This window comes from Rhodococcus ruber NBRC 15591 (genome assembly GCF_001894945.1).
GTDB classification, from domain to species: Bacteria; Actinomycetota; Actinomycetes; order Mycobacteriales; family Mycobacteriaceae; genus Rhodococcus; species Rhodococcus ruber.
The window spans coordinates 1-25,046 of the sequence record NZ_BCXE01000018.1 but is presented as its reverse complement, the minus strand read 5'-3'; the positions used below and the strand labels follow the sequence as shown (position 1 = coordinate 25,046).

26 protein-coding genes and 1 riboswitch are annotated in these 25,046 nt (G+C 71.9%); of the genes, 9 read left to right on the top strand and 17 right to left on the bottom strand.

The window, feature by feature from the left end; all coding sequences use genetic code 11:
• Positions 1-13: 13 nt before the first annotated feature.
• From RR3_RS11435 to napA, 3 genes are read right to left on the bottom strand one after another with little or no spacing between them, the layout of a single operon-like run.
• The gene (locus RR3_RS11435) at positions 14-664 is read right to left on the bottom strand and encodes a superoxide dismutase family protein (RefSeq protein ID WP_010592225.1); all 651 of its coding nucleotides are present in this window, start codon (positions 662-664) and stop codon (positions 14-16) included.
• A 59-nt stretch (positions 665-723) separates the two neighbouring features.
• Positions 724-1,263, bottom strand: coding sequence for a LytR C-terminal domain-containing protein (locus RR3_RS11430; protein ID WP_010592226.1), 540 nt, complete (start codon positions 1,261-1,263; stop codon positions 724-726).
• A 48-nt stretch (positions 1,264-1,311) separates the two neighbouring features.
• Complete coding sequence (napA, locus tag RR3_RS11425) at positions 1,312-1,671, bottom strand: nucleoid-associated protein NapA (protein WP_017681288.1); 360 nt, start codon at positions 1,669-1,671, stop codon at positions 1,312-1,314.
• A 134-nt stretch (positions 1,672-1,805) separates the two neighbouring features.
• On the opposite strand from napA, the gene RR3_RS11420 reads away from it, so the two are divergent.
• The 3 genes from RR3_RS11420 to RR3_RS11410 are packed head-to-tail and all read left to right on the top strand — an operon-like array spanning position 1,806 to position 4,191.
• Complete coding sequence (locus tag RR3_RS11420; RefSeq protein WP_010592228.1) at positions 1,806-2,402, top strand: peptide deformylase; 597 nt, start codon at positions 1,806-1,808, stop codon at positions 2,400-2,402.
• Positions 2,403-2,409: 7 nt separating this feature from the next.
• On the top strand, positions 2,410-3,378 hold the full coding sequence (locus RR3_RS11415; protein ID WP_017681287.1) for an N-acetylglutamate synthase, CG3035 family: 969 nt from the start codon (positions 2,410-2,412) through the stop codon (positions 3,376-3,378).
• Between the two features lie 9 nt (positions 3,379-3,387).
• Complete coding sequence (locus RR3_RS11410; protein WP_010592231.1) at positions 3,388-4,191, top strand: exodeoxyribonuclease III; 804 nt, start codon at positions 3,388-3,390, stop codon at positions 4,189-4,191.
• A gap of 25 nt (positions 4,192-4,216) precedes the next feature.
• Here RR3_RS11410 and RR3_RS11405 read toward each other — a convergent pair whose 3' ends face one another.
• Positions 4,217-4,567: a GNAT family N-acetyltransferase gene (locus tag RR3_RS11405; RefSeq protein WP_010592232.1), complete on the bottom strand. Its 351-nt coding sequence runs from the start codon at positions 4,565-4,567 to the stop codon at positions 4,217-4,219.
• Positions 4,568-4,778: 211 nt separating this feature from the next.
• Here RR3_RS11405 and thiD point away from each other — a divergent pair, with 211 nt between their 5' ends.
• Positions 4,779-5,621: a bifunctional hydroxymethylpyrimidine kinase/phosphomethylpyrimidine kinase gene (gene thiD, locus RR3_RS11400; protein WP_010592233.1), complete on the top strand. Its 843-nt coding sequence runs from the start codon at positions 4,779-4,781 to the stop codon at positions 5,619-5,621.
• Here the strand turns inward: thiD and RR3_RS11395 are convergent.
• The 8 genes from RR3_RS11395 to thiO form a co-directional block, all read right to left on the bottom strand.
• Positions 5,593-6,417, bottom strand: a complete 825-nt coding sequence (locus RR3_RS11395; RefSeq protein WP_064066346.1) for an adenylate/guanylate cyclase domain-containing protein — start codon at positions 6,415-6,417, stop codon at positions 5,593-5,595. The genes thiD and RR3_RS11395 overlap by 29 nt on opposite strands.
• Positions 6,410-7,870, bottom strand: a complete 1,461-nt coding sequence (locus tag RR3_RS11390; RefSeq protein WP_199915380.1) for a M20/M25/M40 family metallo-hydrolase — start codon at positions 7,868-7,870, stop codon at positions 6,410-6,412. Before RR3_RS11390 ends, RR3_RS11395 begins: the two co-directional genes overlap by 8 nt.
• Positions 7,871-7,883: 13 nt before the next feature.
• Positions 7,884-8,693, bottom strand: coding sequence for an ABC transporter permease (locus RR3_RS11385; RefSeq protein WP_064066344.1), 810 nt, complete (start codon positions 8,691-8,693; stop codon positions 7,884-7,886).
• Positions 8,690-9,634, bottom strand: coding sequence for an ABC transporter ATP-binding protein (locus tag RR3_RS11380; protein WP_026137892.1), 945 nt, complete (start codon positions 9,632-9,634; stop codon positions 8,690-8,692). Before RR3_RS11380 ends, RR3_RS11385 begins: the two co-directional genes overlap by 4 nt.
• Before the next feature lie 221 nt (positions 9,635-9,855).
• On the bottom strand, positions 9,856-10,485 hold the full coding sequence (locus tag RR3_RS11375) for an antibiotic biosynthesis monooxygenase (protein ID WP_017681282.1): 630 nt from the start codon (positions 10,483-10,485) through the stop codon (positions 9,856-9,858).
• 291 nt (positions 10,486-10,776) lie between these two features.
• A complete protein-coding gene (locus tag RR3_RS11370; RefSeq protein WP_010592239.1) occupies positions 10,777-11,571 on the bottom strand; it encodes a thiazole synthase in 795 nt (264 codons plus the stop codon).
• A complete protein-coding gene (thiS, locus tag RR3_RS11365) occupies positions 11,564-11,779 on the bottom strand; it encodes a sulfur carrier protein ThiS (protein WP_010592240.1) in 216 nt (71 codons plus the stop codon). Before thiS ends, RR3_RS11370 begins: the two co-directional genes overlap by 8 nt.
• 5 nt (positions 11,780-11,784) lie before the next feature.
• Entirely contained in the window at positions 11,785-12,843 is a 1,059-nt protein-coding gene (gene thiO, locus RR3_RS11360; RefSeq protein WP_225222524.1) for a glycine oxidase ThiO, read from the bottom strand.
• Positions 12,841-12,953, bottom strand: a riboswitch (TPP riboswitch). It overlaps the preceding gene by 3 nt.
• Positions 12,954-12,979: 26 nt before the next feature.
• Here thiO and thiE point away from each other — a divergent pair.
• A complete protein-coding gene (gene thiE, locus RR3_RS11355) occupies positions 12,980-13,669 on the top strand; it encodes a thiamine phosphate synthase (RefSeq protein WP_010592242.1) in 690 nt (229 codons plus the stop codon).
• 66 nt (positions 13,670-13,735) lie between these two features.
• Here the strand turns inward: thiE and RR3_RS11350 are convergent, their stop codons facing one another.
• Positions 13,736-14,587 carry an NUDIX hydrolase gene (locus RR3_RS11350; protein ID WP_010592243.1) on the bottom strand — a complete coding sequence of 284 codons (852 nt, stop codon included), beginning with the start codon at positions 14,585-14,587 and terminating at the stop codon, positions 13,736-13,738.
• Between the two features lie 128 nt (positions 14,588-14,715).
• Here RR3_RS11350 and RR3_RS11345 point away from each other — a divergent pair, with 128 nt between their 5' ends.
• From RR3_RS11345 to RR3_RS11330, 4 genes are all read left to right on the top strand, one after another.
• A complete protein-coding gene (locus tag RR3_RS11345) occupies positions 14,716-16,074 on the top strand; it encodes a GlnX family signal transduction membrane protein (protein ID WP_010592244.1) in 1,359 nt (452 codons plus the stop codon).
• On the top strand, positions 16,071-17,036 hold the full coding sequence (locus RR3_RS11340; RefSeq protein ID WP_010592245.1) for a glutamate ABC transporter substrate-binding protein: 966 nt from the start codon (positions 16,071-16,073) through the stop codon (positions 17,034-17,036). Before RR3_RS11345 ends, RR3_RS11340 begins: the two co-directional genes overlap by 4 nt.
• A gap of 9 nt (positions 17,037-17,045) precedes the next feature.
• Positions 17,046-19,454, top strand: coding sequence for a serine/threonine-protein kinase (locus RR3_RS11335; RefSeq protein ID WP_072786421.1), 2,409 nt, complete (start codon positions 17,046-17,048; stop codon positions 19,452-19,454).
• 163 nt (positions 19,455-19,617) lie between these two features.
• The gene (locus RR3_RS11330) at positions 19,618-20,487 is read left to right on the top strand and encodes an endonuclease domain-containing protein (RefSeq protein ID WP_017681277.1); all 870 of its coding nucleotides are present in this window, start codon (positions 19,618-19,620) and stop codon (positions 20,485-20,487) included.
• A gap of 83 nt (positions 20,488-20,570) precedes the next feature.
• Here the strand turns inward: RR3_RS11330 and RR3_RS11325 are convergent, their stop codons facing one another.
• From RR3_RS11325 to RR3_RS11310, 4 genes are all read right to left on the bottom strand, one after another.
• Positions 20,571-21,770 carry an acetate kinase gene (locus RR3_RS11325; protein WP_017681276.1) on the bottom strand — a complete coding sequence of 400 codons (1,200 nt, stop codon included), beginning with the start codon at positions 21,768-21,770 and terminating at the stop codon, positions 20,571-20,573.
• The gene (gene pta, locus RR3_RS11320) at positions 21,767-23,851 is read right to left on the bottom strand and encodes a phosphate acetyltransferase (protein WP_017681275.1); all 2,085 of its coding nucleotides are present in this window, start codon (positions 23,849-23,851) and stop codon (positions 21,767-21,769) included. Before pta ends, RR3_RS11325 begins: the two co-directional genes overlap by 4 nt.
• An 84-nt stretch (positions 23,852-23,935) precedes the next feature.
• Entirely contained in the window at positions 23,936-24,784 is an 849-nt protein-coding gene (gene catA, locus RR3_RS11315) for a catechol 1,2-dioxygenase (protein ID WP_064066341.1), read from the bottom strand.
• A 19-nt stretch (positions 24,785-24,803) separates the two neighbouring features.
• Positions 24,804-25,046, bottom strand: a 243-nt coding sequence (locus tag RR3_RS11310) for a 4-hydroxyphenylacetate 3-hydroxylase C-terminal domain-containing protein (protein ID WP_304363083.1), incomplete at its 5' end; no start/stop codon positions are given.

Here is a 25,046-nt window from a genome sequence, read left to right as displayed (position 1 = left end):
CGGGAGGTCGCCGTCAGGAGACGACGCCGCAGGCGAGACGCTCGCCCGCGGCGGTTTCCTGGTGGACGACGACGGCGGTGCCGTCCCCGCCCTGCAGGTCGTCGAGGGTGAACTCCTCGGTGGTGACGGTCAGCGACCCGGTGCCGTCCTCGCGCACCACGACCGCGCCGAGGTCCCCGCTCTCGGGGACGCTGGTGTTGCCGCCGGCCTGCAGATGCCCGCCCGCGGACAGGTAGTTGCCGGGCTCGCCTCCGGTCGGTGCGGTGGAGTTGGTCTCGCACTTGCCGACCTCGTGGACGTGGACGCCGCGGTAGCCGGCCGGCATGCCCTCGAGGTCGACCGTGACCTCGATACCCCCGTCGACCTCGGTGAAGGTGACCGTGCCGGCGGCCTCGCCGGCCGGGGTCCGCAGTTCGGCGGAGTTGTCCGCGCCGCCGCCGTGGCTACCCGATGCGCCCGCCGTGGCCTCGCCCGGGACGGCGCCGCCGCCGTGGGCCTCGTCGGCACCCTCCGGGGCGGGGGAACCCGTCCACACCGGCGGGGTGGTGCCGGGGGTGTCGCTCGGCTCCTCGCTGTTCGAGCACGCGCTCAGGCCCACCGCAGCGATCGCGACGATCGGGGCCAGGGCACGCCAGGACATGCGACGGGTGGAACTCGAGGCCATCAAACCGCTCCTTCGAAGTGGCGAAAAGTCACCCGATCATAACCGGGCGGCGGACGCCCTCACGGCGAGGTGACGATGACGATGACCCCGGGCGCGGAGTCCTCGATCCCGGCGAAGCGCGGCTGCGCCGTCACCCCCAGCGCCTCGGCCACCGCCTCGGCGGTCTGCCGCTCCCCCGGACCCGTGCCGTAGTACACGGACGTGGATTCGATCACGCCGTCGCTGTAGTTGCCCGTCTCCGAGACGGTGAATCCCTCGTCCTCGAGCAGGCCGGCCGTCTGGGCGGCGAGCCCGGAGACGTTGCTGTTGTTGAACACCCGTACCGGTGCGGCGGCAGTCCCGGGGGAGGTGGTGGCGGAGACCGTCGTCGTCGCGCCGGCGGTCGTCGTCCGCGCCGAGGTCGCGGCGAACGGCGCCGACGTCACGGAGGTGGTCGCCGGCGCGGCGGCCGGTTCGGTCGCAGGCTCGGGAGCAGAGCCCTCGGAATCGGAGCTTCCGAGCGAGGCCAGGCCGAGGCCCGCGAAGAGGATGGCGAGAGAGATCAGCACCATCGCGAGCGCTCGCAGCGGCGGACCCGACGATTCCGAGGTTGTGCTCACGCTGTCGACCTTAGTTGCCGCGTCCGCCGGAGCACCGTCGTACTCGCACTACGTGGTGATCTCGAACCCGAGCCGGCGGGCGGCCCGGGCCTTCTGCCGGCTCGCGCGCAGGCGCCGCAACCGCTTGACGAGCATGGGGTCCGCCGCCAGGGCCTCCGGTCGGTCCACCAGGGCGTTGAGGACCTGGTAGTAACGGGTCGCGGACAGACCGAAGAGCTCCTTGATCGCCTCTTCCTTGGCACCCGCGTACTTCCACCATTGCCGTTCGAAAGCGAGGATGTCGCGTTCGCGGCGAGACAGACCGTCCGTGCCCGCCGGATCCACGACGGCGGGGTTGTTCTCGGCGTGGTTGCTCCGGTCGGAAACCTGCTCGGATTCGTTACCGATATGCGCTGCTGCGCCGTCCATCTCACTCCTCGACTGCCTCGAATCACACCGGCATCCGATCGGACCCGGGTGTTTCCGAGGGCAATTCAACCACGGTGGTACGACAGGTACCGGCTCAACGGACGGGCGAGTCCCGCCCACTATCCTCTTGCACCATGGCAATACTTCCGATCCGGATCGTCGGTGACCCCGTCCTGCATCACCCGACGAAACCGGTCACCCAGTCGCCGGCCGAACTGGCCCAGCTGATCGCCGACATGTACGAGACGATGGACGCGGCGAACGGCGTCGGCCTTGCCGCCAACCAGGTCGGAGTCGACCTGCGGCTGTTCGTCTACGACTGCCCCGACCTGGACGAGTCCGGCACCGTGGTCCGCCGCCGCGGCGAGGTGATCAACCCGGTGCTCGAGACGTCGGAGATCCCCGAGACCATGCCCGACCCCGACGACGACGTCGAGGGATGCCTGTCGGTCCCCGGCGAGCAGTTCCCCACCGGGCGCGCCGAGTGGGCGAAGGTCACCGGCACCGACGCCCAGGGCGACCCGGTCGAGATCGAGGGCCACGGCTTCTTCGCCCGGATGCTGCAGCACGAGGTCGGCCACCTCGACGGCTACCTGTACGTCGACAAGCTCATCGGTCGCAACGCCCGGGCCGCGAAGAAGACCATCAAGCGGGCCGGATGGGGCGTGCCCGGCCTGAGCTGGGTGCCGGGAACGGTCGAGGACCCGTTCGGCCACGACGACGAGGACTGACGCCCCGGTGACGACCGAGCAGCCCGTGCCCGTCGGCACCCGGGTGGTGCTGCGCTACCGGCTGCCCGCCGGGTACAGCCACCCGATGACCGACGTGATCGGGGAACTGGTCGCCCTCGACCCGGCGGTGGTGGTCCGCACCGCCGACAGCCGTCTCGTGCAGGTCGCGCCCGACGCCGTGGTGGCGCTCAAGGCACTCGGCGCCCGCCCGATCCGCACCGGCGAGATCCGCGCCCTCGAGAACGCCGCAGCCGCCGCCTGGCCCGGGCTCGAGCAGGGGTGGATCGACGGTTGGCTCCTGCGGGCCGGCGCCGGCTTCACCGGTCGTGCGAACTCCGCCACGCCGCTGGGCGACCCGGGCACGGTCGCGGACCCCCTCGACCCGGACGTGCACGCCCGGATGCGCGGGTGGTTCGCGGAACGGGGCCTGCCGCTGCGGCTCCTGCTGCCGGACCGGCTCGCGCGCATCCCGCACGGATGGACCCCGAGCGACGAGGTGCAGGTGCTGGCCGCCGACCTCGACAACGTGCCACTGCCCGGTGTCACCACTCCCGTGGCCGTGAGCCCCCGCCCGGACGCCGGCTGGCTGTCGCTGTACCGGTATCGCGGTGCTCCGGTGCCCGCCGAGGGCCGGGCGGTCGTCGAGTCCGTCCTGGGCGGCGCGCTGGGGTTCGGCCGTATCGGCAGCGACACCGCGACCCTGGCGATCGCCCGTGCCGCGGTCACCGATGCCCCCGACGGGCGGCGCTGGGTGGGGCTGACCGCCGTGGAGGTGGCCGCCGCACACCGCCGGCGCGGCCTCGGCACGCTCGTGTGCGGCGCCCTGCTGCAGTGGGGACGCGACCACGGCGCCACCCACGCATACCTGCAGGTCGCAGCGGACAACGACGCCGCCCGGGGCCTGTACCGGGCGCTCGGATTCGTCGAGCACCATCGCTACCGGTACGCGACGGAACCTGTCCGCCCGCTCGCCTAGAGTGGGACCGTGCGTCTTGCTACCTGGAACGTGAACTCCGTCCGTGCCCGTGCCGACCGGATCCTCGACTGGTTGCAGCGGTCGGGCACCGATGTGCTCGCCATGCAGGAGACCAAGTGCAAGGACGAGCAGTTTCCGTACGAGCGGTTCGAAGAGCTCGGCTACCGGGTCGCACACGTCGGGCTCTCCCAGTGGAACGGCGTGGCCATCGCCTCCCGCATCGGTCTCGACGACGTGCAGATCGGGTTCGAGGACCAGCCCGGATTCACCAAGGACCCGGACGCCGACCCGGCGCAGGAGGCCCGGGCGATCGGCGCGACGTGCGGCGGGGTGCGGGTGTGGAGCCTGTACGTGCCCAACGGCCGCGAACTGGCCGATCCCCACTACGTCTACAAGCTCGAGTGGCTCGCGAAGCTGCGCGCCGACGCCCAGGCCTGGCTCGCCGCCGACCCGCAGACGCAGATCGCGCTCGTCGGCGACTGGAACATCGCGCCCACCGACGAGGATGTGTGGGATCCGGCGTTCTTCGAGGGGAAGACCCACACGTCGGAGCCGGAACGGGAGGCGTTCCGCGCGTTCCTCGACAGCGGCTTCACCGATGTGGTGCGCCCGCACGCCCCGGGCCCGGGGGTGTACACCTACTGGGACTACACCCAGCTCCGATTCCCGAAGCGTCAGGGCATGCGGATCGACTTCGTCCTCGGTTCCCCGGCGCTCGCGGCGCGTGTGGCCGGCGCGGAGATCGACCGCAACGAGCGCAAGGGCAAGGGGGCGAGCGACCACGCGCCGGTCGTCGTCGACCTCGCGGACTGAGACGTCCGGTCCCCGGCCCGGCGCGTCAGCGACGACCGGCGGCCGGCTCGAGGGGCAGCACGACGTCCCGATACTCGGGGTGGGCGGTGAGGAAGCGCTGCACATAGGTGCACACGGGACGGACCCGCCAGCCCCGCTCGCGCGCGAGATCCAGGGAGCGGCCCACGAGAACGCCCGCGAGCCCACGGTGCCCGAAGTCCTCGACGATGACGGTGTGCAGGAAATCGACGACGGGATGGTTGCGTCCGGGCACGCCGGAGGGACGATCCGTGTCGAAATACCCGAGGATCCCGACAAGATCCCCGTTCAGGCGTAGCTCGAAGCGGTTCTGATCCTTGTTGTCGGTCACCTCGGTGCGCGGCGAGTTGACGAGCATGATCCCCTCCGTGGTGCCGTAACCGAACTGTGACCTACGCCACTATAGAGCATGCAGGGTGCATCTGCCGAGACGTGTGAGACAAAACTGGACGTTGCCCCGGGACGGTGCCGCGCCGGTGTGGCAGCGCACATCGGCGGCCGCACGCGCGGCCGGGATCCGAGCCGGGGGGCCGGGCCGGCAATCGGACCGGATCGGTAGGGTCGCAGCCGTGAAGCTGCTGCCCCTGCCCCCGAAGGGCCGAACCCCGGTCCGTGCCCTCACCATCGCCGGCACCGATTCGGGGGGTGGGGCCGGGATCCAGGCCGACTCGCGCACCATGGCGATGTGCGGCGTGCACGCCTGCGTCGCCGTCGCGGCCGTGACCGTGCAGAACTCCGTGGGCGTCAGCGGCTTTCACGAGATCCCGCCCGAGACGGTGGCCGCGCAGGTGCGCTGCGTGGTGGAGGACATCGGGGTCTCGGGCGCCAAGACCGGCATGCTCGCCTCCACCGGGATCATCGAGGCGGTCGCCGCGGTGTGCACCGAGGTCGGCATCGGCCGGGACCGGCCGGTACCGCTCGTGGTCGACCCGGTGTGCGCGTCGATGCACGGCGATCCCCTGCTGCACGCGGAGGCCCTCGACGCGGTGCGGCACACCCTGATCCCGCAGGCCACCGTGGTCACGCCGAACCTCGACGAGGTGCGGCTGATCACCGGTATCGAGGTCGTCGACGACGCTTCCGCGCGGCGCGCCGCCGAGGCGCTGCACGACCTCGGCGCCCAGTGGGCCGTCGTCAAGGGCGGGCACCTGCGCACCTCCGAGGTCAGCACCGACCTGCTGTTCGACGGGGATCGTTTTCTCGAGTTCACCAGTCCCCGCATCGACACCGGCAACGACCACGGCGGCGGCGACACGCTCGCCGCGGCGATCGCGTCGGCCCTGGCCCACGGGTGGTCGGTGCCCGACGCCGTCGCGTTCGGCAAGGAGTGGGTCACCCGGTGCCTCGAGTGGTCGTACGACCTCGGCGCCGGGCACGGCCCGGTCAACCCCCTGTGGCGACTGCAGTCCTGACCCGCCAGATCCCGAGTTCGGGCGGCACACCCTTGGGGGCCGAGGTGAACAGCCCACGCCGATGCGGGCGCACCTCGAGACCGAGCGCGTCGACCGCGCCGGGCGGCAAGGCGTCGAGCGTCGCGGACGACACCACCACGTGCCCGTTCCCGGCGAGCTCCATCATGCGGGCCGCGACGGTGACGTCGACGCCCAGCCAGTCGCTGCCGATCCGCCGGGGCAGGCCGGTGTGCGCGCCCACCCGGATCCGCGGCCGGTAGCCGCCCCCGGTCACCTCGGTCAGGGCGGCGCGGGCCGCGAAGATCGCTTCCAGCGCCCGTTCCGGCCGGTCGAACACCACCATCAGACCGTCGCCGAGCCGTTTGACGATGGTGCCGCCACGGTCGGTGAACGCCGGCTCCAGTGCCCAGGCGACGCGCCGCAGCAGGTCGAGGGTGGCGACGTCGCCCGCGGCGAGGGACCACGTCGAGAATCCCACGAGGTCGGTGAAGACCACGGTGACCTCCCGGTCGCCGCGCCCGGCGCCGGTGCGTTCGAGCAGCGCCTGCCACGCCTGCAGCACGCCGAAGCCGAGTTCGTGCACCGCGCTCGGCTCGTCGACGTCTCGCCACCTCCCGGCCAGCCGCGCGACCGCCTGCGGCCCGCTGGTCCCCGCCGTGGACAACGGATCGCCGAAGCCGGGGTCGCCGGGCAGGGTGCGTCGCAGCCGCCGGGCCAGCCGGACCAGTTCGGGCCGCCGGTCGACGGCCGCGAATCGGTCCACGAGGCGACGACCGAACCCCGGTGTCTCATCCATCGGATCGGACCTCGGTGCGTTGCGGTCCGACCGGAACCCCGTCCGGTCCCGTGACGGCCCGCGCATACGTGCCGACCCCGTATCCGACGGCCGAGGCGGCGACGGCGAGTGCCGCCCGGTCGATGTTCGCGAGCGTGTCCTGCGGGCTGTGGTAGTTCGGGTCGAACGGTTCCTCGCCCGTGCCGCCCCACTTCTGCGCCTGCTCCGGGGTCTTGCGGTCGTCGGCACCGGAGAACACACCGCCCGCGGGGATGCCCGCGTCCACGAACGGCCCGTAGTCGGAGCGCCCGTCGAAATCGGTGCCGTCGGCGGCGATGCCGCGCGAGGTCAGGTAGGCCAGGAACGTGCGCTCGATGCCCGCCGAGCCCTCCGGTCCCGGACCGGTGCCCACCGCGTCGGAGTCGTCGCCGTCGTAGACGAGGTATCCCGGATTGGGCGAGCCGAGCATGTCGAAGTTCAGGTACAGGGCGATGTCCTCGCGGCCGGCGTCGTCCAGGGAGGCCACGTAGTCGGTGGAGCCGACCAGCCCGACCTCCTCGGCGCCCCAGAACGCGAACCGCACCGCGTTGGTGACGCCCGGTTCGCTGCCGAGTTGCAGCGCCGTCTCGAGCACCGCAGCGACGCCGGTGCCGTTGTCGTTGACGCCCGGGCCCTCCGGGACGCTGTCGAGGTGGGCGCCGACGACGACCACGTCGTCGGTCGAGCCCGTGGCGGTCTGCGCGAGCACGTTGCGCGAGCGCACGCTCTCGATGCGGGTGTCGAGGAGGAGGGTCACGGTGGCGGGGGCAGCGGCGAGCGCGCGGCCGTCGGCGCCGCTGATCCCCGCGGCGGGCACGCGGTCGTCGCCCTCCTCGCCGAGCGTCGCGCCGGTGAGCGCACCGTCCTCGTTGTTGGCGACGAGGAGCGCCGCCGCCCCCCGTTCCGCAGCGACCTGCTGCTTGACGGAGAACGGGCACACCCCGCGGGTGACGAGCACGACGGCACCGGAGACGTCGAGCCCCTCGTAGTCGGAGGCCTCGCACCCGGGCGTGTCGTCGGCGGGCACCGGCACGAGGCGGGCGGTGAGCCCGTCCGGACCGGTCGACGGCGAGAACTCGAGGGCCCGGACCGGCACCGGCGCGCCGGCGACGGTCAGGGTCTCGACCTCGACGTCGAAACTGCGGACGTCGAACTCCGGGGTCTGCACGTCGAATCCGGCCTCGCGCAGCCGGCCGGCGACGTAGTCCACGCTCGCGTCGTAGCCGGCGGTGCCCACGGCGCGGTTGCCGTCGTGCTCGGTGGCGATGCGGTCGAGTTCGGTGAGATGCCCGACCACCGCATCGATTCCCACGGCCTGCGCCAGCGCGGCCGGATCCACCGGTGGTGGTGGCGGTGGCTCCTCCGAACATGCCGCCGCCAGCAGCACGATCGCTGCGGCGACGCCCCCGGCCCGTACCCGCGCTCCCCGGTTCATCCGCCGAGGATACTCACGCGTCGCGCCGGTTCACCACGAGCAGCGCGGCCGCGAACACCACGGCGACGAACACCGCGAAGTACACCAGCGAACCCCACGGTCCCCAGTGGAAGTCGATGCCCTGATCGCTGCCGAGGAAGTGGTTGGCATTGGCGAACGGCAGGAAGGGCTGCACCTGCCGGCCGAACGAACCGAACAAGGCGAACAGCGACTCGATCAGCAGCGGCCACAGCAACAGCAGCGCGATGGTGCCGGCGGACTGGCGCAGCAGCGCCCCGACGGCGACGGCGAGCACTGCGCACAGCAGCGCGTAGATCGAGACGCCGTAGATCGACCGCCAGGCCTGGTCGCCCTCGAGGACGAGTTCCCGCCCGGCCTCCGGGCCCGCGAGGGCCTTGGCGAGGGCGAACGACGCGAGCGCCAGCACGCCGGTGAGCACCGCGCCGAACAGCCCGATCAGCAGCGCCTTGACGACGAGCACGACGCTGCGGTTCGGCATCGCCTGGAACGTGGTGCGGATGACCCCGAACCGGTACTCGCTCGTCACCGACAGCGCCGCGAGGATCATCAGCACGAGCACGCCGAAGCCGGCGACGCCGCTGACCGCGACGTCCACGGTCGGGTAGAACCGGCCCATCTCGTCGTCGACGGACATGCTCGCCTTGGAGGCGGCGCCGAGGATCGCGGCGAGGCCCAGGCCGAGCGCGACGATCACGACGGTGCACCACCACGGCGACTGGGTGGAGGTGAGTTTGATCCGTTCCGCCTTGACGGTGTCCACGGCCACGCTCGCCGCCCCGGTGTTGTCGACGGCCACGCTCATCGCAGCTCCCCCTTCATCGGCTGCACGGCCGGGTCTCCGGCCACGGCTCCCTGGTACTCCACGTCGTCTCCGGTCAGTTTCATGAACGCCTCCTCGAGCGATGCGTTCCGGCTCGCCAGCTCGTGCAGCACGACCGAGTGCGTGGCGGCGAGCTCCCCGACCTGCGCGGTGGTGACGCCGCTGACGATCAGCGCGCCGTCGTCGTCCCGGACGGCGTGGCCCTGCCCGGCCAGTGCCGTGCGGAGGGTGTCGAGCTGCGGGCTGCGCACCCGCACCGTCGCCTCCGACGCCCGCTCGACGAACTCCGCGACGGACGTGTCCGCGATGAGCCGGCCCCGGCCGATCACCAGCAGATGATCCGCGGTCTGCGCCATCTCCGACAGCAGGTGGCTCGACACGAGCACGGTGCGCCCCTCCGCCGCGAGGGCCTGCATGAATCGGCGGATCCACACGATGCCCTCGGGGTCGAGGCCGTTGACGGGCTCGTCGAACAACAGCACCTTCGGATCCCCGAGCAGCGCGCCGGCCAGTCCCAGCCGCTGCGACATGCCGAGCGAGAAGCCGCCCGCGCGCTTGTCGGCCACCTCGGTCAGGCCGACGAGCGCGAGCACCTCCTCGACCCGCGAGTTCGGCAGCCCGTTGGATGCGGCGAGCCAGCGCAGGTGGGCCCGCGCCGACCGGTTCGGGTGCACCCAGCGCGCATCCAGCAAGGCACCGACGGTCCGCAGCGGCCGCTTCAGCTGGCGGTAGGGGACGCCGCCGATCAGCGCGGTCCCGGCGGTGGGCCGGTCGAGGCCGAGGATCATCCGCATCGTCGTGGATTTCCCGGCACCGTTGGGGCCGAGGAATCCGGTGACGATCCCCGGCCGGACGGTGAACGTCACGTCGTCGACGGCGACGGTGGAACCGAAGGTCTTCGTCAGTCCGGTCACTTCGATCATGACCCACAGCCTGCCCGATTCGGCCGGATCGCGCCGCGCGGGGTCGTCCTCCGCCCCGACACTCACCCACCGCCACGGTTCAGCAGGCGCGAGTCCCACCCGCGACCGCGCAGGTCCGTCCGGACCGAAGACCCCGCACCGCGCTCACTCCGGCCAGGGCGACATTTCGGCCGGCGACGAGACTTCGCCGGATCGAGGACGACCGGTCCCGAGCCTGCGGTTCACACCGTCTCGGGGACGTGCAGGTGCGCGATGGCGAGCTCGAATTCGCAGGTGTCGAGTATCTCCGCGCCCGCCTCGCGAGTCACTGCGGCCCGGATACCGTCGAGGCGTTCCCTGTGGGGTTCGATCGCCTCGGCGCTGTCGAACGTCACCGACGACACCCCGCGGCCGGATGCGCGGTCGATCATCAGGCTGGCGCTGCAGAACCCGTCGAGTTCCTCCAGCTCGGGCAGTGCGCCCATCTTCCACAGGTCGACGCCGCGGTCCATGTGCGCCGGATCGGTCTCGACCCACGTGACCCGGCACCAGGCCCCGCGATCCGAACGGTGGTCGCGATGCACGACGGCGATCTCCCACCGCGACACCTCCGTGGTGCCGTGGAAGATCCTGGCCGCGTCGTCACGGAGCATGCGCACCGGGTCCTCGCTGGCGCGCATCGAGTCCTCGTCCCGCCACGAACTGGTCGCGATGCACCGGCCCGTGCCGCGATCGATGAGCAGGGACATGCCGAGGCAGCCCTCGATGTCTGCCAGCGTGGGCATCACGGTGTCGCGTACGTGCCGGATCCCGGCGTCGATGTACGACGGATGCGCGTGAATTGTGGTCGAGCGTGCGAACACGATCGGCACCCTTCTCCTCAGGGCGGTGCCGACGCGGCGCCGCCGGTCGTTGTCGTCCCCCCGGGTTTCACCTTGCTCCCCCGATCCGCTGGAGGCAATAGGCGGGCGGCGGGCGCCGGCATTGCGCGGCGACCGGTTTCGCACGACCTTCGTCCGCCGCCGCTGCCGCCCTGCGAGCGCGGGCAGTGCCCCCCGTGCACGACCGTTCTCCGCCCTCGACGAGGCCGGGGGTGCCGCGACGCGTGCGGCACCCCCGGGTCCGTCGAGAAACCGACCGTCACCGCCTCACATCCGGTCGCCTCAGGGTTCGAGCGGCGACGAGGCCTGCGCCCAGAACCGCTTCGGGATGCGGCCCGCGTGCCGGGCCCGGAAGCCCGCCTCGACGGCGTGGCGCATCGCGGACGCCATGAGCGCCGGGTCCTTCGCCCGGGTCACCGCGGTCGCCAGCAGCACCGCGTCGCACCCGAGTTCCATCGCGAGCGCGGCGTCGGACGCGGTACCGATGCCCGCGTCGAGGATCACCGGCACCCCGGCGGCCTCGACGATCATCTCGATGTGGTGCGGGTTGGAGATGCCCAGCCCCGTGCCGATGGGCGAGCCGAGCGGCATCACGGCGGCACAGCCGACGTCCTCGAGCCGTCGCGCCAGCACCGGATCGTCGTTGGTGTAGGGCAGCACGACGAACCCGTCGTCGACGAGTTGTTCGGCGGCCGAGACGAGTTCGATCGCGTCGGGCAGCAGCGTGCGTTCGTCGGCGACGACCTCGAGCTTGACCCAGTCCGTCCCGAGCGCCTCGCGACCGAGTTGCGCGGTGAGCACCGCCTCGGCGGCGCCGCGGCAGCCGGCGGTGTTGGGCAGCGGCGCGATGTCGAGGCGGCGCAGCAGATCGAGCACGCCGGTCCCGGACGCCGCGTCCACCCGGCGCATCGCCACGGTGGTCAGTTCGGTGCCGGAGGCGACGAGGGCCTCCTCGAGCACGGCGAGATTCGCGGCCCCACCGGTGCCGGTGATCAGCCGCGAGGCGAAGCTGCGTCCGGCGATCGTCAGGGGCGGCAGGTCGTGGCCGGGGTCGTGGCCGGGGTTGCGCTCAGCCACCCTGCACCGCCGTCAGCACCTCGATCTGCCAGCCCTTCTCGACGCGCTCGGACCACCGTCCCCGGGGGAAGAGGGCACCGTCCACGGCGACGGCGACCCCCCGGTCGGGGAGGCCGAGTCCGCTCAGCAGCTCGGCCATCGTCGGCGCCTGGGCGAACCAGCGCTCCTCCCCATTGACCGTGACTCCCACCGTCGGCGCACCGTTCATCACACTCACTCCTCGGTAAATCGTTGCGGATCAGCATATTTCGCCACAGCAAGTGGTTCGTCCGCGAGCTCCGCGACCACCGCGTCCGCCGTGACCGGGGTCAGCAGCACGCCGTTGCGGCCGTGCCCGGTCGCGGCGATCACCCGCTCGGACAGCCGGCCGATCAGCGGCAGGTTGTCCGGGCTCACGGGTCGCAGCCCCGCACTCGCCTCGTACAGCTCGTACTCGCCGATCGCCGGGAACAGCGCCTCGGCGTCGGCGATGAGATCCCGCACCCCCGCGACGGTGACCTGCGTGTCGTCGGCCTCGTACTGGGTTGCGCCGACGACGAGTCCGTCCGCGCGCGGCACCAGGTACGCGGGCCGGCCGTGCACGCTGCCGCGGACCGTCCGGTGCGGGGCGGGAGCCGCGCCCGGCCGGGTCCGCAGCCGCAGGATCTCCCCCTTGACCGGCCGCACCGGCAGGCCCGGCCACAACCGCGCCGAGGCGGCACCGGCCGCGAGCACGACCCGGTCGGCGTCCAGTTCGGTGACGTCACGCACCGGCTCGTCGACGAAGCTGACCCCGGCCCCGGCGGCAGCCCGTCGCAGCGCGTCGACGAGGACCCGGTTGTCCACGGCCAGCTCGTCCGGGGCCAGCAGACCCAGACGGATGCGCGGCCCCAGCGACGGCTCGAGTTCGCGCACCTCGGCGCGGCCGAGCACGCGCATCTCGTGCCCCTGCGCCGACACCCACTCGGCGATCGTGCGCAGGTCGGCGGCGTCGGCCGCGTCCAGCGCGACGGTCAGCGAGGCGGTGGAGGTGAACAGGTCGAGGCCGGTCTCCCGGAGCAGTTCGGCACCGAACGCCGGCCAGCGGGCCAGCGACGCGGCACCCAGCTCGAGGACGTGTTCCTCACCCGGCCAGCCCTCCGACAACGGTGCGAGCATCCCCCCGGCCACCCACGACGCCCCCGCTCCCGGGGACGGGTCGTGCACGGTCACGGTCCAGCCGGCCCGGGCCGTGCGCCAGGCGATCGACAGCCCGATCACGCCTCCGCCGACGACGGATACGGTTCCCAACAGTTCGTCCACCTCACTCCCTGCGCCGGCATGATCCGGTTCAGGTGCTGACGGTCGGGGCCGGCAGGCCCCCTCTCAGCCCCGCGATCCCCGGGACTCCCGTGTCGATTCGTTCAGAGCAGAGACTACCGTCTCCGCCGTGACTACCTACCGCGGCAACCGTCCCGCCCCCCGGGAACGCCTCGCGCAGGCCCGGCTCTACCTGTGCACCGACGCCCGTCGCGACACCGGCGACCTGGCCCGATTCGTCGAGGAGGCACTCGCGGGCGGTGTCGACATCGTCCAGCTCCGCGACAAGGGCTCGGCAGGCGAGAAGAAGTTCGGCCCGCTCGAGGCCCGCGAGGAGCTCGAGGCGCTCGAGGTGCTCGCCGCCGCCTGCCACCGGCACGGGGCCCTGCTGGCCGTCAACGACCGCGCCGACATCGCCCTGGCCGCCGGCGCCGACATCCTGCACCTCGGGCAGGGCGACCTGCCCGTGCGGTACGCCCGGCAGGTCCTCGGCGACGACGTGGTGATCGGCCGCTCCACCGCCAGCCGGGCCCAGGCCAGCCTGGCCGACATCGAGGACGGCGTCGACTATTTCGCCAACGGACCGGTGTGGGAGACCCCCACCAAGCCGGGCCGCACCGCAGCGGGCCTCGAAGTGCTGCGGGAGGTGGCCCGGTCGCAGCCGCGGCGGCCGTGGTTCGCCATCGGCGGCATCGATGCCGAGCGGCTGCCCGAGGTGCTCGACGCCGGCGCCACCCGCATCGCGGTGGTCCGCGCCATCACCGCGGCACCGAATCCGCGGACCGCGGCGGCCGCGCTGAGGGCCGCGCTGCCCCGCTGACGGTCCGTCACAGCCGGCCGCGCACCCGCGGCGGCCGCACTGGCGGCGCCGCCCGCTGACGGTCCGTCACAGCCAGTCGAGCACCGTCGACGGCGCCAGGGTCGGCACATCCCCGGGCAGCCGGGCGCGCAGTCCCCGGTCGGCCGTCACCACCACGGTGAGCACCTGGTCCAGGACCGCCGACGTGCCCTTCGCCAGGACGGCCAGTTCGTCGTCTCCGCTGCCGGCGGCGGTGTGCACCAGCGTGCGGTCGTCGTCGATCACCGCCGCGCGGGCCTGCCCCTCGAGGACCGCCTCGATGCGGCTCACCCAGCCGAACGAGCCGCCGGGCAGCTCGACGGTGCGGGGCACCGACTCCGCCAGCTCCGCGAGCAGTCGCGCGGTGGCGCCCGGCCGGTCACGCCACCAGCCGTTCGGCCGCGCGCCGAGGACGTTGGCCGTGTCGAGCAGCATCCGCACCGCCCGGGTCCGCAGGTCCGGCCAGGCGGCCGCGAACCCGGAGTGCAGGGGCATGGTCTCGACGTCCGCCTCCGGCACCCAGCGCAGTTCGGTGCTCTCCCCGTTGAGGGTCGTCTCCATCGGGCTCGGGGTGTCCGCGACGACCGTGGTGTACGTCCATCCTCCGTCGACGCCGGAGGTGACCCGCTCGGTGCGCACGCTCACGGCAGCCGGGTCGATCCCGGTCTCCTCCTCGGCTTCCCGTACAGCCGCGACGACGGGACTCTCGTCGCTGTCGCGGGCGCCGCCGGGCAGCGCCCACGTGCCGCCCTGGTGGCTCCACGCCGCGCGGTGCTGCAGCAACACGGCCGGGGTGCCGTCGGGCAGCGGTGCACGCAGCAGCAGCCCGGCCGCGCCGAATCTGCCCCACCGGCGACCACCGTCGGGTCCGACGGCCCAGCCGTCCCCGTCACCTCGCATCGCGTCCGCCTCCCTGCCGCCCGGTCGCAGGCCGCGAGCCGGGCGTCCACCGTCCTCGGACGGCAACAACATCCCAGTACTGCTTATATGCTCGCCACACACAGTGCCACATCGGAAGGGGTGCTCTCGTGGACGTGCGCGTGACCCCCACGCTCGGCGCGGTCGGGGGTCGCCTCCAGCGCGGCGACGTGTCCGGTCCCGTCGTCGACCACGACCGCCGCGCCGACGACTGGCGCGCCCTGCTCCGATCCACCCCCGTCGCACTCTTCACGCTCGGCGCCCTGCTGCTGATCCTCCTCATCGTCTCCGGCATCGTCGCAGGTCAGACCGTGACGAGCCGGCAGGCCACGCACAGTCGGCTGCTCACCTCCGTCGAACCCCTCGCCGACGCCGCCCAGAGTCTCTACAGTGCCCTGTCCGTCGCGGACGCGGCCGCCGCCACCGGCTTCATCGCGGGCGGTATCGAACCCGAGGAGGTGCGGGAACGCTACACCCAGGCCGTCGGCGAGGCGTCCACCCAGCTCGTCGCCGCGGCCGGCGGAATCGCCGCGGACGACAGGGTGGGCGCCCGGTTGGTGGCGGACATCGCCGGTCGGCTCACCGTCTACACCGGCCTGGTGGAGACGGCTCGTGCGAACAACCGCGTCGGAAACCCCGTGGGCGCCGCCTACCTGGGCGAGGCCTCGCACCTGATGCAGTCCGAACTGCTGCCGATGGCGCAGGAACTGTACGAACGCAGCTCGTCCGCCGTCACGTCCACCCAGCGTGCGGCCGTGCAGCCGCCGTGGACGTCGATCGGGATGCTGCTGGTGACGGTCGTCGCGCTGACCGGCGTGCACGTGATCGTCTCGCGGATCAGCCGCCGCACCCTGAACCTCGGTCTGCTCGCGGCCATCGCCTCGACGGGGATCCTGCTGTGCTGGCTCCTCGTTGCGGGACTGATCTCGTCGAGCGCCACCCGGAACGCCGTCGAGCGCGGCGGCGAACCGCTCGGGGTCTTCACCGACAGCCGGATCCTCGCCCAGCAGGCCCGGACCGCCGAGACGCTGCAGCTGGTCCGGCGGGACGTCACCGGCGAATACGACGCGATGTTCGACGGCAGCATGGACCGTCTCGACGAGTTGCTCACCGGCTCCGCGGCGGCCGACGTGGAGACCCAGGCCGAACCCGCCGGCCGCGCCGCCGAAGCGCGCACGGCCTGGCTGGCATCGCACGACCGCGTGCAGGCGGCGCTCGACCGGGGCGACTACCCGGCTGCCGCGATCCTCGCCACCGGCCCCGGGCCCGACGAGGCGGCGGCCCAGTTCCACGCCGTCGACCGCGCCCTCGAACGGGGCATCGACCTCGCGCGCGCCGAACTCCGCGGCAACGAAGTCCGCGCCGCGGACACGCTGTCCGCGCTCGCACCGGCCGCGTGGGTGCTGACCGTGCTCGCGGGGATCGGCGTCGTGGGAGGACTGGCGCCACGGATCCGGGAGTACCTGTGAACATCCGCAACGCCCTCCTCGCCGCCGTCGTCGCCGCGGCCGTCCTCACCGGTGGGTGCGCGACGTCGCAGCCGGAGATCGTCGTCGGCCCCGACGTGTCCTACACCGAGCCGCCGCTGCCGGAGCGCGCCGCACTCGCGCCTACCGACGTGCCGATCCCCCCGGAGCCGGACTGCGGCGACCCGACCGCCGGGCTGCGTCCCGACGGGGCGACGACCGGGCCCGCCCTCGATGCGATCCGGGCGCGCGGGCGCCTCGTCGTCGGGCTCGACACCGGCAGCAACCTGATGAGTTTCCGCGACCCCTCGACCGGCCGGATCGCCGGGTTCGACGTGGACATCGCCCGCGAGATCGCCCGGGATCTGCTCGGCAGCCCGGACCTGCTCGACTTCCGGATCCTGAACTCCGCGGACCGGGAGCAGGCCCTGCAGGATTCCACCGTCGACATCGTCGCGAAGACGATGACGATCACGTGCGCCCGACGTGAACGCGTCGACTTCTCCACGGTGTACTTCGTCGCCCAGCAGCGTGTCCTGGTGGTCCAGGGCTCCGACGTCCGGGACGTCGCCGATCTCGCCGGCCGGCGGGTGTGTGTCGTGCGCGGCACGACGTCGCTGATGCGTCTGCGGCAACTGCAGCCGTCCGCGGCGATCCTGACGGTCCCGTCGTGGGCGGACTGTCTCGTCGTGCTGCAGCAGCGCCAGGTCGACGCGGTCAGTACCGACGACACGATCCTCGCCGGGCTCGCCTCCCAGGACCCGTACCTGGAACTGGTGGGGGCGCCGATCGGAACCGAGCCCTACGGCATCGGGATCGCGCAGGGCCGTGAGGATCTGGTGCGGTTCGTCAACGGCACCCTGGAGCGGATCCGTCGGGACGGCACGTGGACGCAGATCTACAACCGCTGGCTCACCGTCCTGGGGCCCGCCCCGGCGCCGCCGCCCCCGACGTACGTGGACTAGAGAGAACGCATGTCCGACACCGACGACGACACCGGACCGGCGACAGCGCCCGCGGCACCCCCGGATTCCGGTCCGGCCACTGCACCGGCGGCCCCCCCGGAGTCCGGTCCGGCGACCGCACCGAGCGCCGGTCCGGGAACAGCACCGAGCGCCGGTCCGGGAACGGCACCGAGCGCCGGTCCGGAAACAGCACCGAGCATCGGTCCGGAAACAGCACCGAGCATCGGTCCGGAAACACAGCGCAGCCGCCAGGCGAGCGTGCCGTCGCAGCGGTCGTCCTCGCGCCGCTCCCGGTCGCGGCTGCCGTCGCGGCGACGTCTCGCAGGTATGGTCGACATCCCCGTCCCGACCCCCGTCGATCCCGAGTCCGTCGTCCTGCGCGACCCGCATGTCGCCGAGGGCAAACGGTTCTGCTGGAAGTGCGGCAAGCCGGTCGGCCGCAGCACCCCCAACGGACCGGGCGCGACGTCGGGCCGATGCCCTTCGTGCGGAACCCCGTTCGAGTTCACTCCGATGCTCGCGGTCGGCGACGTCGTCGGCGGACAGTACGTCGTGCAGGGCTGTCTCGCCCATGGTGGTCTCGGCTGGATCTACCTGGCGATCGACCGGAACGTCAGCGATCGCTGGGTGGTCCTGAAGGGTCTGCTGCACTCGGGAGACGCCGAGGCGCAGGCCGTCGCGCTGGCCGAGAAGCAGTTCCTCGCCGAGGTGACGCATCCGAGCATCGTCAAGATCTTCAACTTCGTCGAACACCCTCGCCCCGACGGCAGCCCGATGGGCTACATCGTCATGGAATACGTCGGCGGGCACTCGCTGCGCGAGGTGCTCGACACCTGCCCCAAGCCCGCGCGGATGCCCGTCGAGCAGGCCGTCGCGTACGTCCTCGAGATCATGCCGGCGCTGAGCTATCTGCATTCGGTCGGGCTCGTCTACAACGACCTCAAGCCCGAGAACATCATGGTCACCGAGGAGCAACTCAAGCTCATCGATCTCGGTGCCGTCACCGGAATCGAGGACTACGGCTACCTGTACGGCACGCCGGGCTACCAGGCCCCGGAGATCGTGCGCACCGGCCCGACCGTGGCGTCCGACATCTACACCGTCGGCCGGACCCTCGCCGTGCTGACCCTCGACATGCCGTGGAAGCAGGGGCGTCCGGCCGACGGCCTCCCCACGCCGGCCGAGGCGCCGCTGCTGGCGGAGTACGAGTCCTACCACCGGCTGCTGCTGCGGGCCACCGATTCCGATCCGCAGCGGCGGTTCGAGTCGGCCGACGAGATGGCGAGCCAGCTGACCGGTGTCCTGCGCGAGATCCTGTCGCAGCAGACCGGCGAGGAGCATCCGGGGCTGTCGTCGGTGTTCAGCCGGCAGCGGACGACGTTCGGCACGGACGAGGCCGTCGGGCGCACGGATTCGATCGTCGACGGTGTCGAACGGGACGAGAACCTCGCGGCGCGTGATGTGGCGGCGGCGTTGCCCGTTCCGCTGCTCGACCCGCTCGATCCGAGCGCGGCACTGTTGGCGGCGGCGGTGCACAGCGAACCTCAGCAGACCCTCGACGCGCTGCGCCACGCGCGCGACAACGGCATCGAGCGCGTCGTCGGCACGGCCGACGTCTCGTTCTCCCGGGAGATCACCCTCGCCGAGGTCCGCGCCCATCTCGACCTCGGGCACGGCGTGCGCGCCACCGAGATCCTGGGCAAGCTCGAACGTGACCTGGGAGCGGACTGGCGCATCGACTGGTACGCCGGTCTCGCCGAGTTGATCAACGGCGAATACGAGTCCGCCTTCGGCAGATTCGAGAAGGTGCTCGCCGCGACGCCCGGCGAGGCCGCACCCAAGCTCGCCCTGGCGGCCACGGCCGAACTCATCCTGCAGCATTGGGAGAGCGACGATCCCGGTGCCTGGCGCGCGTTCTGCGAGAACTACTACCGCGCCGTGTGGCGCACCGACCACAACGTGGTGAGTGCCGCGTTCGGTCTGGCGCGGCAACTCACCCTCCGCGGCGAGCGGGCAGCCGCGATCGCCGCTCTCGACCAGGTGCCGCCGAGTTCCCGGCACCACGCCGTCGCCCGGATGACGACCGTGCTGATCCTGCTGCACGACCGTCCGGTCGAGGAGATCGAGGAGGCCGACCTGCGCGAGGCCGCGCGGCGGGTGGCGACGTTGTCGCCCGAGGAGGGACGGCTTCTGCAGATGCGCACCCTGGTGCTCTCGATCGCTCTCGACTGGGTCCGCGCCGGGCACTCGGCACGGCGCGAATCGGACCCGATTCTCGACGTCCCGTTCGACGAGAGGGGTCTTCGCAGCGGTACCGAGACCGGTCTGCGGGACCTGGCCCGCAACGCGCCGACGCGCGCCCACCGCTTCACGCTCGTCGACCTTGCCAACGCCATCCGCCCCCGCAGCCTGCTGTGAGCGAGCGGGCGGATCGCGCGGCATCGACCGAGTGGCCTCGACGACAACCTCCCGCTCGGCGCGGGGGTCGCCCGCTCACCGTCCCTGTGGACAACTCCGAAGTTGTCCACAGTCCGGCGAGGTGGGTTCCGCAACGGCCGGACGCCCTGCATCGTGTGCGTCCGTGCATTCCTTCGACGCTCCCTTCCGGGGCACCGAGGCTATCGCGTCCGGTGCGCTGACCGCCTACGAGTTGCGGCACGGATTCGTCCGCCTGCACCGCGCTGTTTACGTGCGGCGAGGTGTCGCGCCTACGGCACGCAACAGGGCCCGGGCGGCGTGGTTGTGGTCGGCGGGCAGGGGAACGCTCGCCGGACTGTCGGCCGCGGCGCTGCACGGGACGAAGTGGATCGACGGCTCCGCCCCGGCGGAGCTGCTTCGGGCCGGTCACGTGCGTGCGCCCTCCGGCATCGTCGTCCGGCAAGGCATCCCGGACGACGACGAATTGTGCCGCGTGGACGGAATGACGGTGACAAGTCCGGCGCGGACGGGGTTCGACCTCGGCCGCACTGCGAAAGGGGACCGTGCTGTCGAACTCCTCGACGCCTTGTGTCACGCCACCGGCGTGAAGCCTGCGGAGATCCGCGAGCTCGCCTGCCGGCACGCGGGAGCGCGTGGGGTGTCCGCATTGCGTCAGGTGCTCGAGTTCGTCGACGGCGGCGCCGAGTCCCCGCCCGAGACACGGACGCGCCTGCTGCTCGTGCGCGGCGGGCTTCCTGTTCCCGAGACCCAGATCCACGTCCGTGCCGCGGACGGACGACTGCTCGCCCGCGCCGACCTGGGGTGGCGATCCTGGCGGGTTCTCGTCGAGTACGACGGCGGACACCACTGGACGGACCCCGCCCAGCGCACCCGGGACATCGACCGGTACGCGCTGCTCGAGTCCGCGGGACGGCGGGTCGTCCGAGTCGACGCTCGACTGCTCGCCGAGCGCCCGGACGTCGTGCTCGAGCGAGTACGGGCGGCGTTGCGGGCGGCCGGCGCCCGGTGGTGAGGAAGCGAGCGGGAGGATCTCGCGGTATCGGCCGAGTGGCCTCGACGACAACCTCCCGCTCGGCGCGGAAACGTCCCTCTCGCCTACACCAGCGCCGCGGCCGCCCGCGCGATCGCGAGCTCCTCGTCGGTGGGGATCACGAGGACCTCCACCTGCGACGTGTCCGCCGAGATGCGTCGCTCGCCGCGCTCCGGCGCGACGTTGCGTGCGTCTTCGACGACGATGCCGAGGCGTTCGAGGCCGGCGAGGGCGTCGCGGCGGACGTCGACGTTGTTCTCGCCCACCCCGCCGGTGAACACGACGACGTCGACGCCGCCGAGTTCGACGAGATATGCGCCGAGGTACTTGCGCAGCCGGTGCACGTAGACGTCGTAGGCCAGCTTCGCGTCCTCGGAACCCTCGGCGACGAGCCGCAGCAGCGCCCGGAAGTCGTTGACACCCGACAGGCCCTTGAGCCCGGAGCGCCGGTTGAGCAGGCCGTCGATGGTGTCGACGTCCATCCCCGCGCTGCGATTCAGATGCAGCAGCACGCCGGGATCGATGTCACCGCACCGGGTTCCCATCACCAGACCTTCGAGAGGGGTCAGTCCCATGGACGTGTCGACGGGCCGGCCGCCGGCGATCGCGGAGGCCGACGCACCGTTGCCGAGATGCAGCACGATCTGGTTCAGCTCCGACAGCTCGCGTCCGAGGAACCGCGCCGCACGTTCGGACACGTACTGGTGCGACGTGCCGTGGAACCCGTACCGCCGGATTCCGTGTGCCCGGGCGACGTCCCGGTCGATCGCGTAGGTCGCGGCTGCGGCGGGCAGGGCGTGGAAGAACGCCGTGTCGAACACCCCGACGTGCGGAATGTCGGGCAGTTCCTCGCGCGCGACCTCCATGCCGATGACGTTCGCGGGATTGTGCAGCGGCGCAAGAACGGACAGTTCCTCGACGGTGCGCACCACGTCGTCGTCGACGAGGGTGGGCTCGTGGAACACCTCACCGCCGTGGACGAGCCGGTGGCCGACGGCGATGATGCCGGCCTCGCGCAGGGGCCGGCCCAGTCCCTCCACCCAGTCGAGGACGATCCGCAGTCCGGCCCGGTGGTCCTCGATCGGACCGACGTGTTCCTCGGTTCCGGTGGTGTGGTGGAACACGACCCGGCCCTCCGGCTCGCCGATCCGCTCGATGAGACCGTGCGCCACCGACTCCCCGGTCCCGGGGTGGACGAGCTGGAACTTGATCGACGACGAGCCCGAGTTGAGCACCAGCACGGTGCCTTCCGTCCGGGCGCTCATTCGTCGGCCTCCTGCGCCTGGATGGCGGTGATCGCCACCGTGTTCACGATGTCCTGGATCAGCGCCCCCCGCGACAGGTCGTTGACGGGCTTGCGCAGGCCCTGCAGTACCGGCCCGACGGCGACGGCTCCGGCGCTGCGCTGCACGGCCTTGTAGGTGTTGTTGCCGGTGTTGAGGTCCGGGAAGATGAACACGGTCGCCCGGCCGGCGACCTCCGAGCCGGGCAGTTTGGCGCTGGCGACGGACGGTTCGATCGCGGCGTCGTACTGGATCGGTCCTTCCACCGGCAGATCCGGCCGGCGTTCGCGCACCAGGGCGGTGGCGGCGCGGACCTTGTCGACGTCGGCGCCCGACCCGGATTCGCCGGTCGAGTAGGACAGCATCGCGATGCGCGGTTCGATGCCGAAACGGGCGGCGGTGGCGGCGGAGGAGATCGCGATGTCGGCGAGCTGTTCGGTGGTGGGGTCGGGGACCACCGCGCAGTCGCCGTAGGCGAGCACCCGGTCCGACAGGCACATGAGGAAGATGCTCGACACCGTGGACACGCCGGGTTCGGTCTTGACGATCTCGAAGGACGGCCGGATGGTGTGGGCGGTGGTGTGCGCGGCACCGGAGACCATGCCGTCGGCAATGCCGAGATGGACCATCATCGTGCCGAAATACGAGATGTCGCTCATGATTTCGCGGGCGCGTTCGATCGTCATTCCCTTGTGGGCACGCAGCCGGGCGTATTCCTCGGCGAACTGCTCGGCGAGGTCGGACGATCTGGGATCGAGCACTTCCGCGGCGCTCAGGTCGACGCCGAGTTCGGTGGCCCGGCGCCGCACCTGGGTCTCGTCGCCGAGGATCGTCAGGTCGGCGATCCGGCGTTGCAGGACACGGCCCGCCGCGCGCAGGATCCGATCGTCGTCGCCCTCGGGCAGCACGATGTGCCGGCGCCGGCGGCGTGCCCAGTCGATGAGCTGGTACTCGAACATCTGCGGGGTCGTGACGGACGGACGGGGCACGTCGAGGCGGCTCAACAGCTGATCGGTGTCCACGTGCTGTTCCATCAGCGCGACGGCGGTGTCGATCTTGCGGTGCGCGCCGAGAGCCATGCGGCCACGCGTCCGGTCGGCCGCCGACGCGGTGTCGAAGGTTCCGAGGCTCGTCGTCAGGATCGGCAGGCTGGGCTTGAGCCCGGCGACGAGCTGCGCCACCGCCGGGTGCGGCAGGAGCCCGCCGTTCATGATGATCCCGGCCAGCGACGGAAACCCCTCGGCCGCATTGGCATTGACGAGGGCGAGGAGCACGTCGGAGCGGTCGGCGGGAGCGATGACCACGACGCTCTCGGTGAGGCGTTCGAGGATGTGCTCGGCGGTCATGCCGCCGACCATGACGCGCAGCGCTTCGCGGTGCAGCAGTTCCGGGTCACCGCTGTAGAGTTCGCCGTCGACCGCGGTGAGCAGTTCCCCCATGGTCGGCGCGACGAGGATCGGCACCTCCGGCAGCGTCCACAGCGGCACCCCCCGGTCGCCGACGGCCGCAGCGATCTCGTCGAGCCGGTCGGCGGGACAGCGGTTGACGACGATGCCGGTCAGGTGGGCGTGCTGGGCGGCGAGTTCGGCGGTGCACACGCCGGTCAGTTGCGCCACCTCGTCGGGGGTGCGCCGCGAGCCACGCAGGACGAGCAGGACGGGCGCGTCGAGATTCGCGGCGATGCGGGCGTTGTAACCGAGTTCGCTGGGGTTGGCGATCTCCGTGTAGTCGCTGCCGACGATGACGACGGCGTCGCAGCGGTCCGCGACGGCGTGGTACTTGACGACGATCTCGCTGAGGGCGGCCTCGGGGTCGGCGTGCACGTCGTCGTAGGTGGCGCCGACACACTCGTCGTAGTCGAGGTCGACGGTGATGCGTTCGAGGAGCAGTTCGAGGATGTAGTCGCGGTCGCCGTCGGAGCGGGCGATGGGGCGGAAGACACCGACCCGCGCGGCGGAGGCGCACAGCGCCTGGAGCAGGCCGAGCGCGACGGTGGACTTGCCGGTGTCGCCCTCCGGGGCGGCGATGTAGATGCTCGACACGGACTCGGCGGCGGCGCTCATGGCTCACACGATAGGCCGCTCGCCGCCGGTGCGTCCTTTGGGCTGCGGGAGCAACCCGAAAGACACACCGGCGGCGGGGCGGTGTCAGTCGGCGAGCGGGTCGAGCGCGAAGTCGTACGTGGCGACCCTGCGCCCGGTGTCGTCGGCCTGGGGGTCGAGGACGAGTTCCGGCTTCGTCGCCGTCGCGACGTCGTCGTCGAGCCACTCACCGCCGGCGAAGTACAGCTGGGTGACGATCGGGTGCCGGCCGGGCGCGGTCACCCGCAGGTGCAGGTGGGCGGGGCGCCACGGGTGCCAGCCGGCCGCCTCGATGAACCGGCCGGTGGGCCCGTCCGTCGGGATCTGGTACGGGGCCGGTTCGATGGTGGTGATCGCGTAACGGCCCTCGGTGTCGGCGACGACGGTGCCACGTAGATTCCACTGCGGCAGGTGCGGGGCGAACTGCGAGTAGTAGCCCTCGTCGTCGGCGTGCCAGATCTCGATACGTGCGCCGTCGAGGCCCCGACCGTCGAGGTCGGTGACCTGCCCGCGCAGGACCAGCGGGGCATGGACGCGATCCTTGTCGCGCATCGGGAGGGTGCACTGTGCGGGTAGTTCGGGGGCGCCCGGAACGTAGTACGGCCCCTCGATGCTGCCCTTGGTGCCGCGGAATCGCCGGGAGTTGACGTCCTCGATCTCGTGCTCGACGAACACGTCGAGCAGCAGGGGCCACTCGCCGCCCTCGCCGACGTCGATGAGCCACTGCTTGAGCACGCGGTACTCGTCGTAGGTGACGGCATGCTTCTGGATCAGCGCGCTGAATCCCGCGAGGGCTTCGGTCGCGATGGCGGACAACCGCTCCGGTGAGGTGTCGGCGGTGAAGCGTTCGCCCTTGAACTTGTCGGTGGCGGCGTTGCCGGAGGCGACGGCGGTGGGGCTTTCGGTGATGGTCATGGTGTCTCCCGGGAAGTGGTCAGGCGCGGCGGAAGTGGGACACGTCGTCGTTGCCGACGAGGTCGGGCACGGTCCAGCCGTCGAGGTCGTACTCGCTCATGAACTGCTCGGCCAGGCCCTTCATCGAGGACACGTCCCCGCGGCCTTCCGCCGCGAAGAGCAGCTCGGCCTTGACGTTCTCGTGGTTGCCGGCGTAGTTGCGCTCGTAGAGCTCGTGTCGGCCGCCGAATTCGGAGCCGATCGAGTCCCACAGCGCCTTCAT

Coding starts and splice junctions, on each gene's coding strand:
- pta (WP_017681275.1), bottom strand. CDS start 23,851: ATGAGCGCCGCCGCCGAGTCCGTGTCGAGCATCTACATCGCCGCCCCG.
- RR3_RS11385 (WP_064066344.1), bottom strand. CDS start 8,693: ATGAGCGTGGCCGTCGACAACACCGGGGCGGCGAGCGTGGCCGTGGAC.
- RR3_RS11350 (WP_010592243.1), bottom strand. CDS start 14,587: ATGCGAGGTGACGGGGACGGCTGGGCCGTCGGACCCGACGGTGGTCGC.
- RR3_RS11390 (WP_199915380.1), bottom strand. CDS start 7,870: ATGAACCGGGGAGCGCGGGTACGGGCCGGGGGCGTCGCCGCAGCGATC.
- RR3_RS11405 (WP_010592232.1), bottom strand. CDS start 4,567: ATGCTCGTCAACTCGCCGCGCACCGAGGTGACCGACAACAAGGATCAG.
- RR3_RS11395 (WP_064066346.1), bottom strand. CDS start 6,417: ATGGATGAGACACCGGGGTTCGGTCGTCGCCTCGTGGACCGATTCGCG.
- napA (WP_017681288.1), bottom strand. CDS start 1,671: ATGGACGGCGCAGCAGCGCATATCGGTAACGAATCCGAGCAGGTTTCC.
- RR3_RS11435 (WP_010592225.1), bottom strand. CDS start 664: ATGGCCTCGAGTTCCACCCGTCGCATGTCCTGGCGTGCCCTGGCCCCG.
- RR3_RS11420 (WP_010592228.1), top strand. CDS start 1,806: ATGGCAATACTTCCGATCCGGATCGTCGGTGACCCCGTCCTGCATCAC.
- RR3_RS11380 (WP_026137892.1), bottom strand. CDS start 9,634: ATGATCGAAGTGACCGGACTGACGAAGACCTTCGGTTCCACCGTCGCC.
- catA (WP_064066341.1), bottom strand. CDS start 24,784: ATGACCATCACCGAAAGCCCCACCGCCGTCGCCTCCGGCAACGCCGCC.
- RR3_RS11335 (WP_072786421.1), top strand. CDS start 17,046: ATGTCCGACACCGACGACGACACCGGACCGGCGACAGCGCCCGCGGCA.
- RR3_RS11325 (WP_017681276.1), bottom strand. CDS start 21,770: ATGAGCGCCCGGACGGAAGGCACCGTGCTGGTGCTCAACTCGGGCTCG.
- thiS (WP_010592240.1), bottom strand. CDS start 11,779: ATGAACGGTGCGCCGACGGTGGGAGTCACGGTCAATGGGGAGGAGCGC.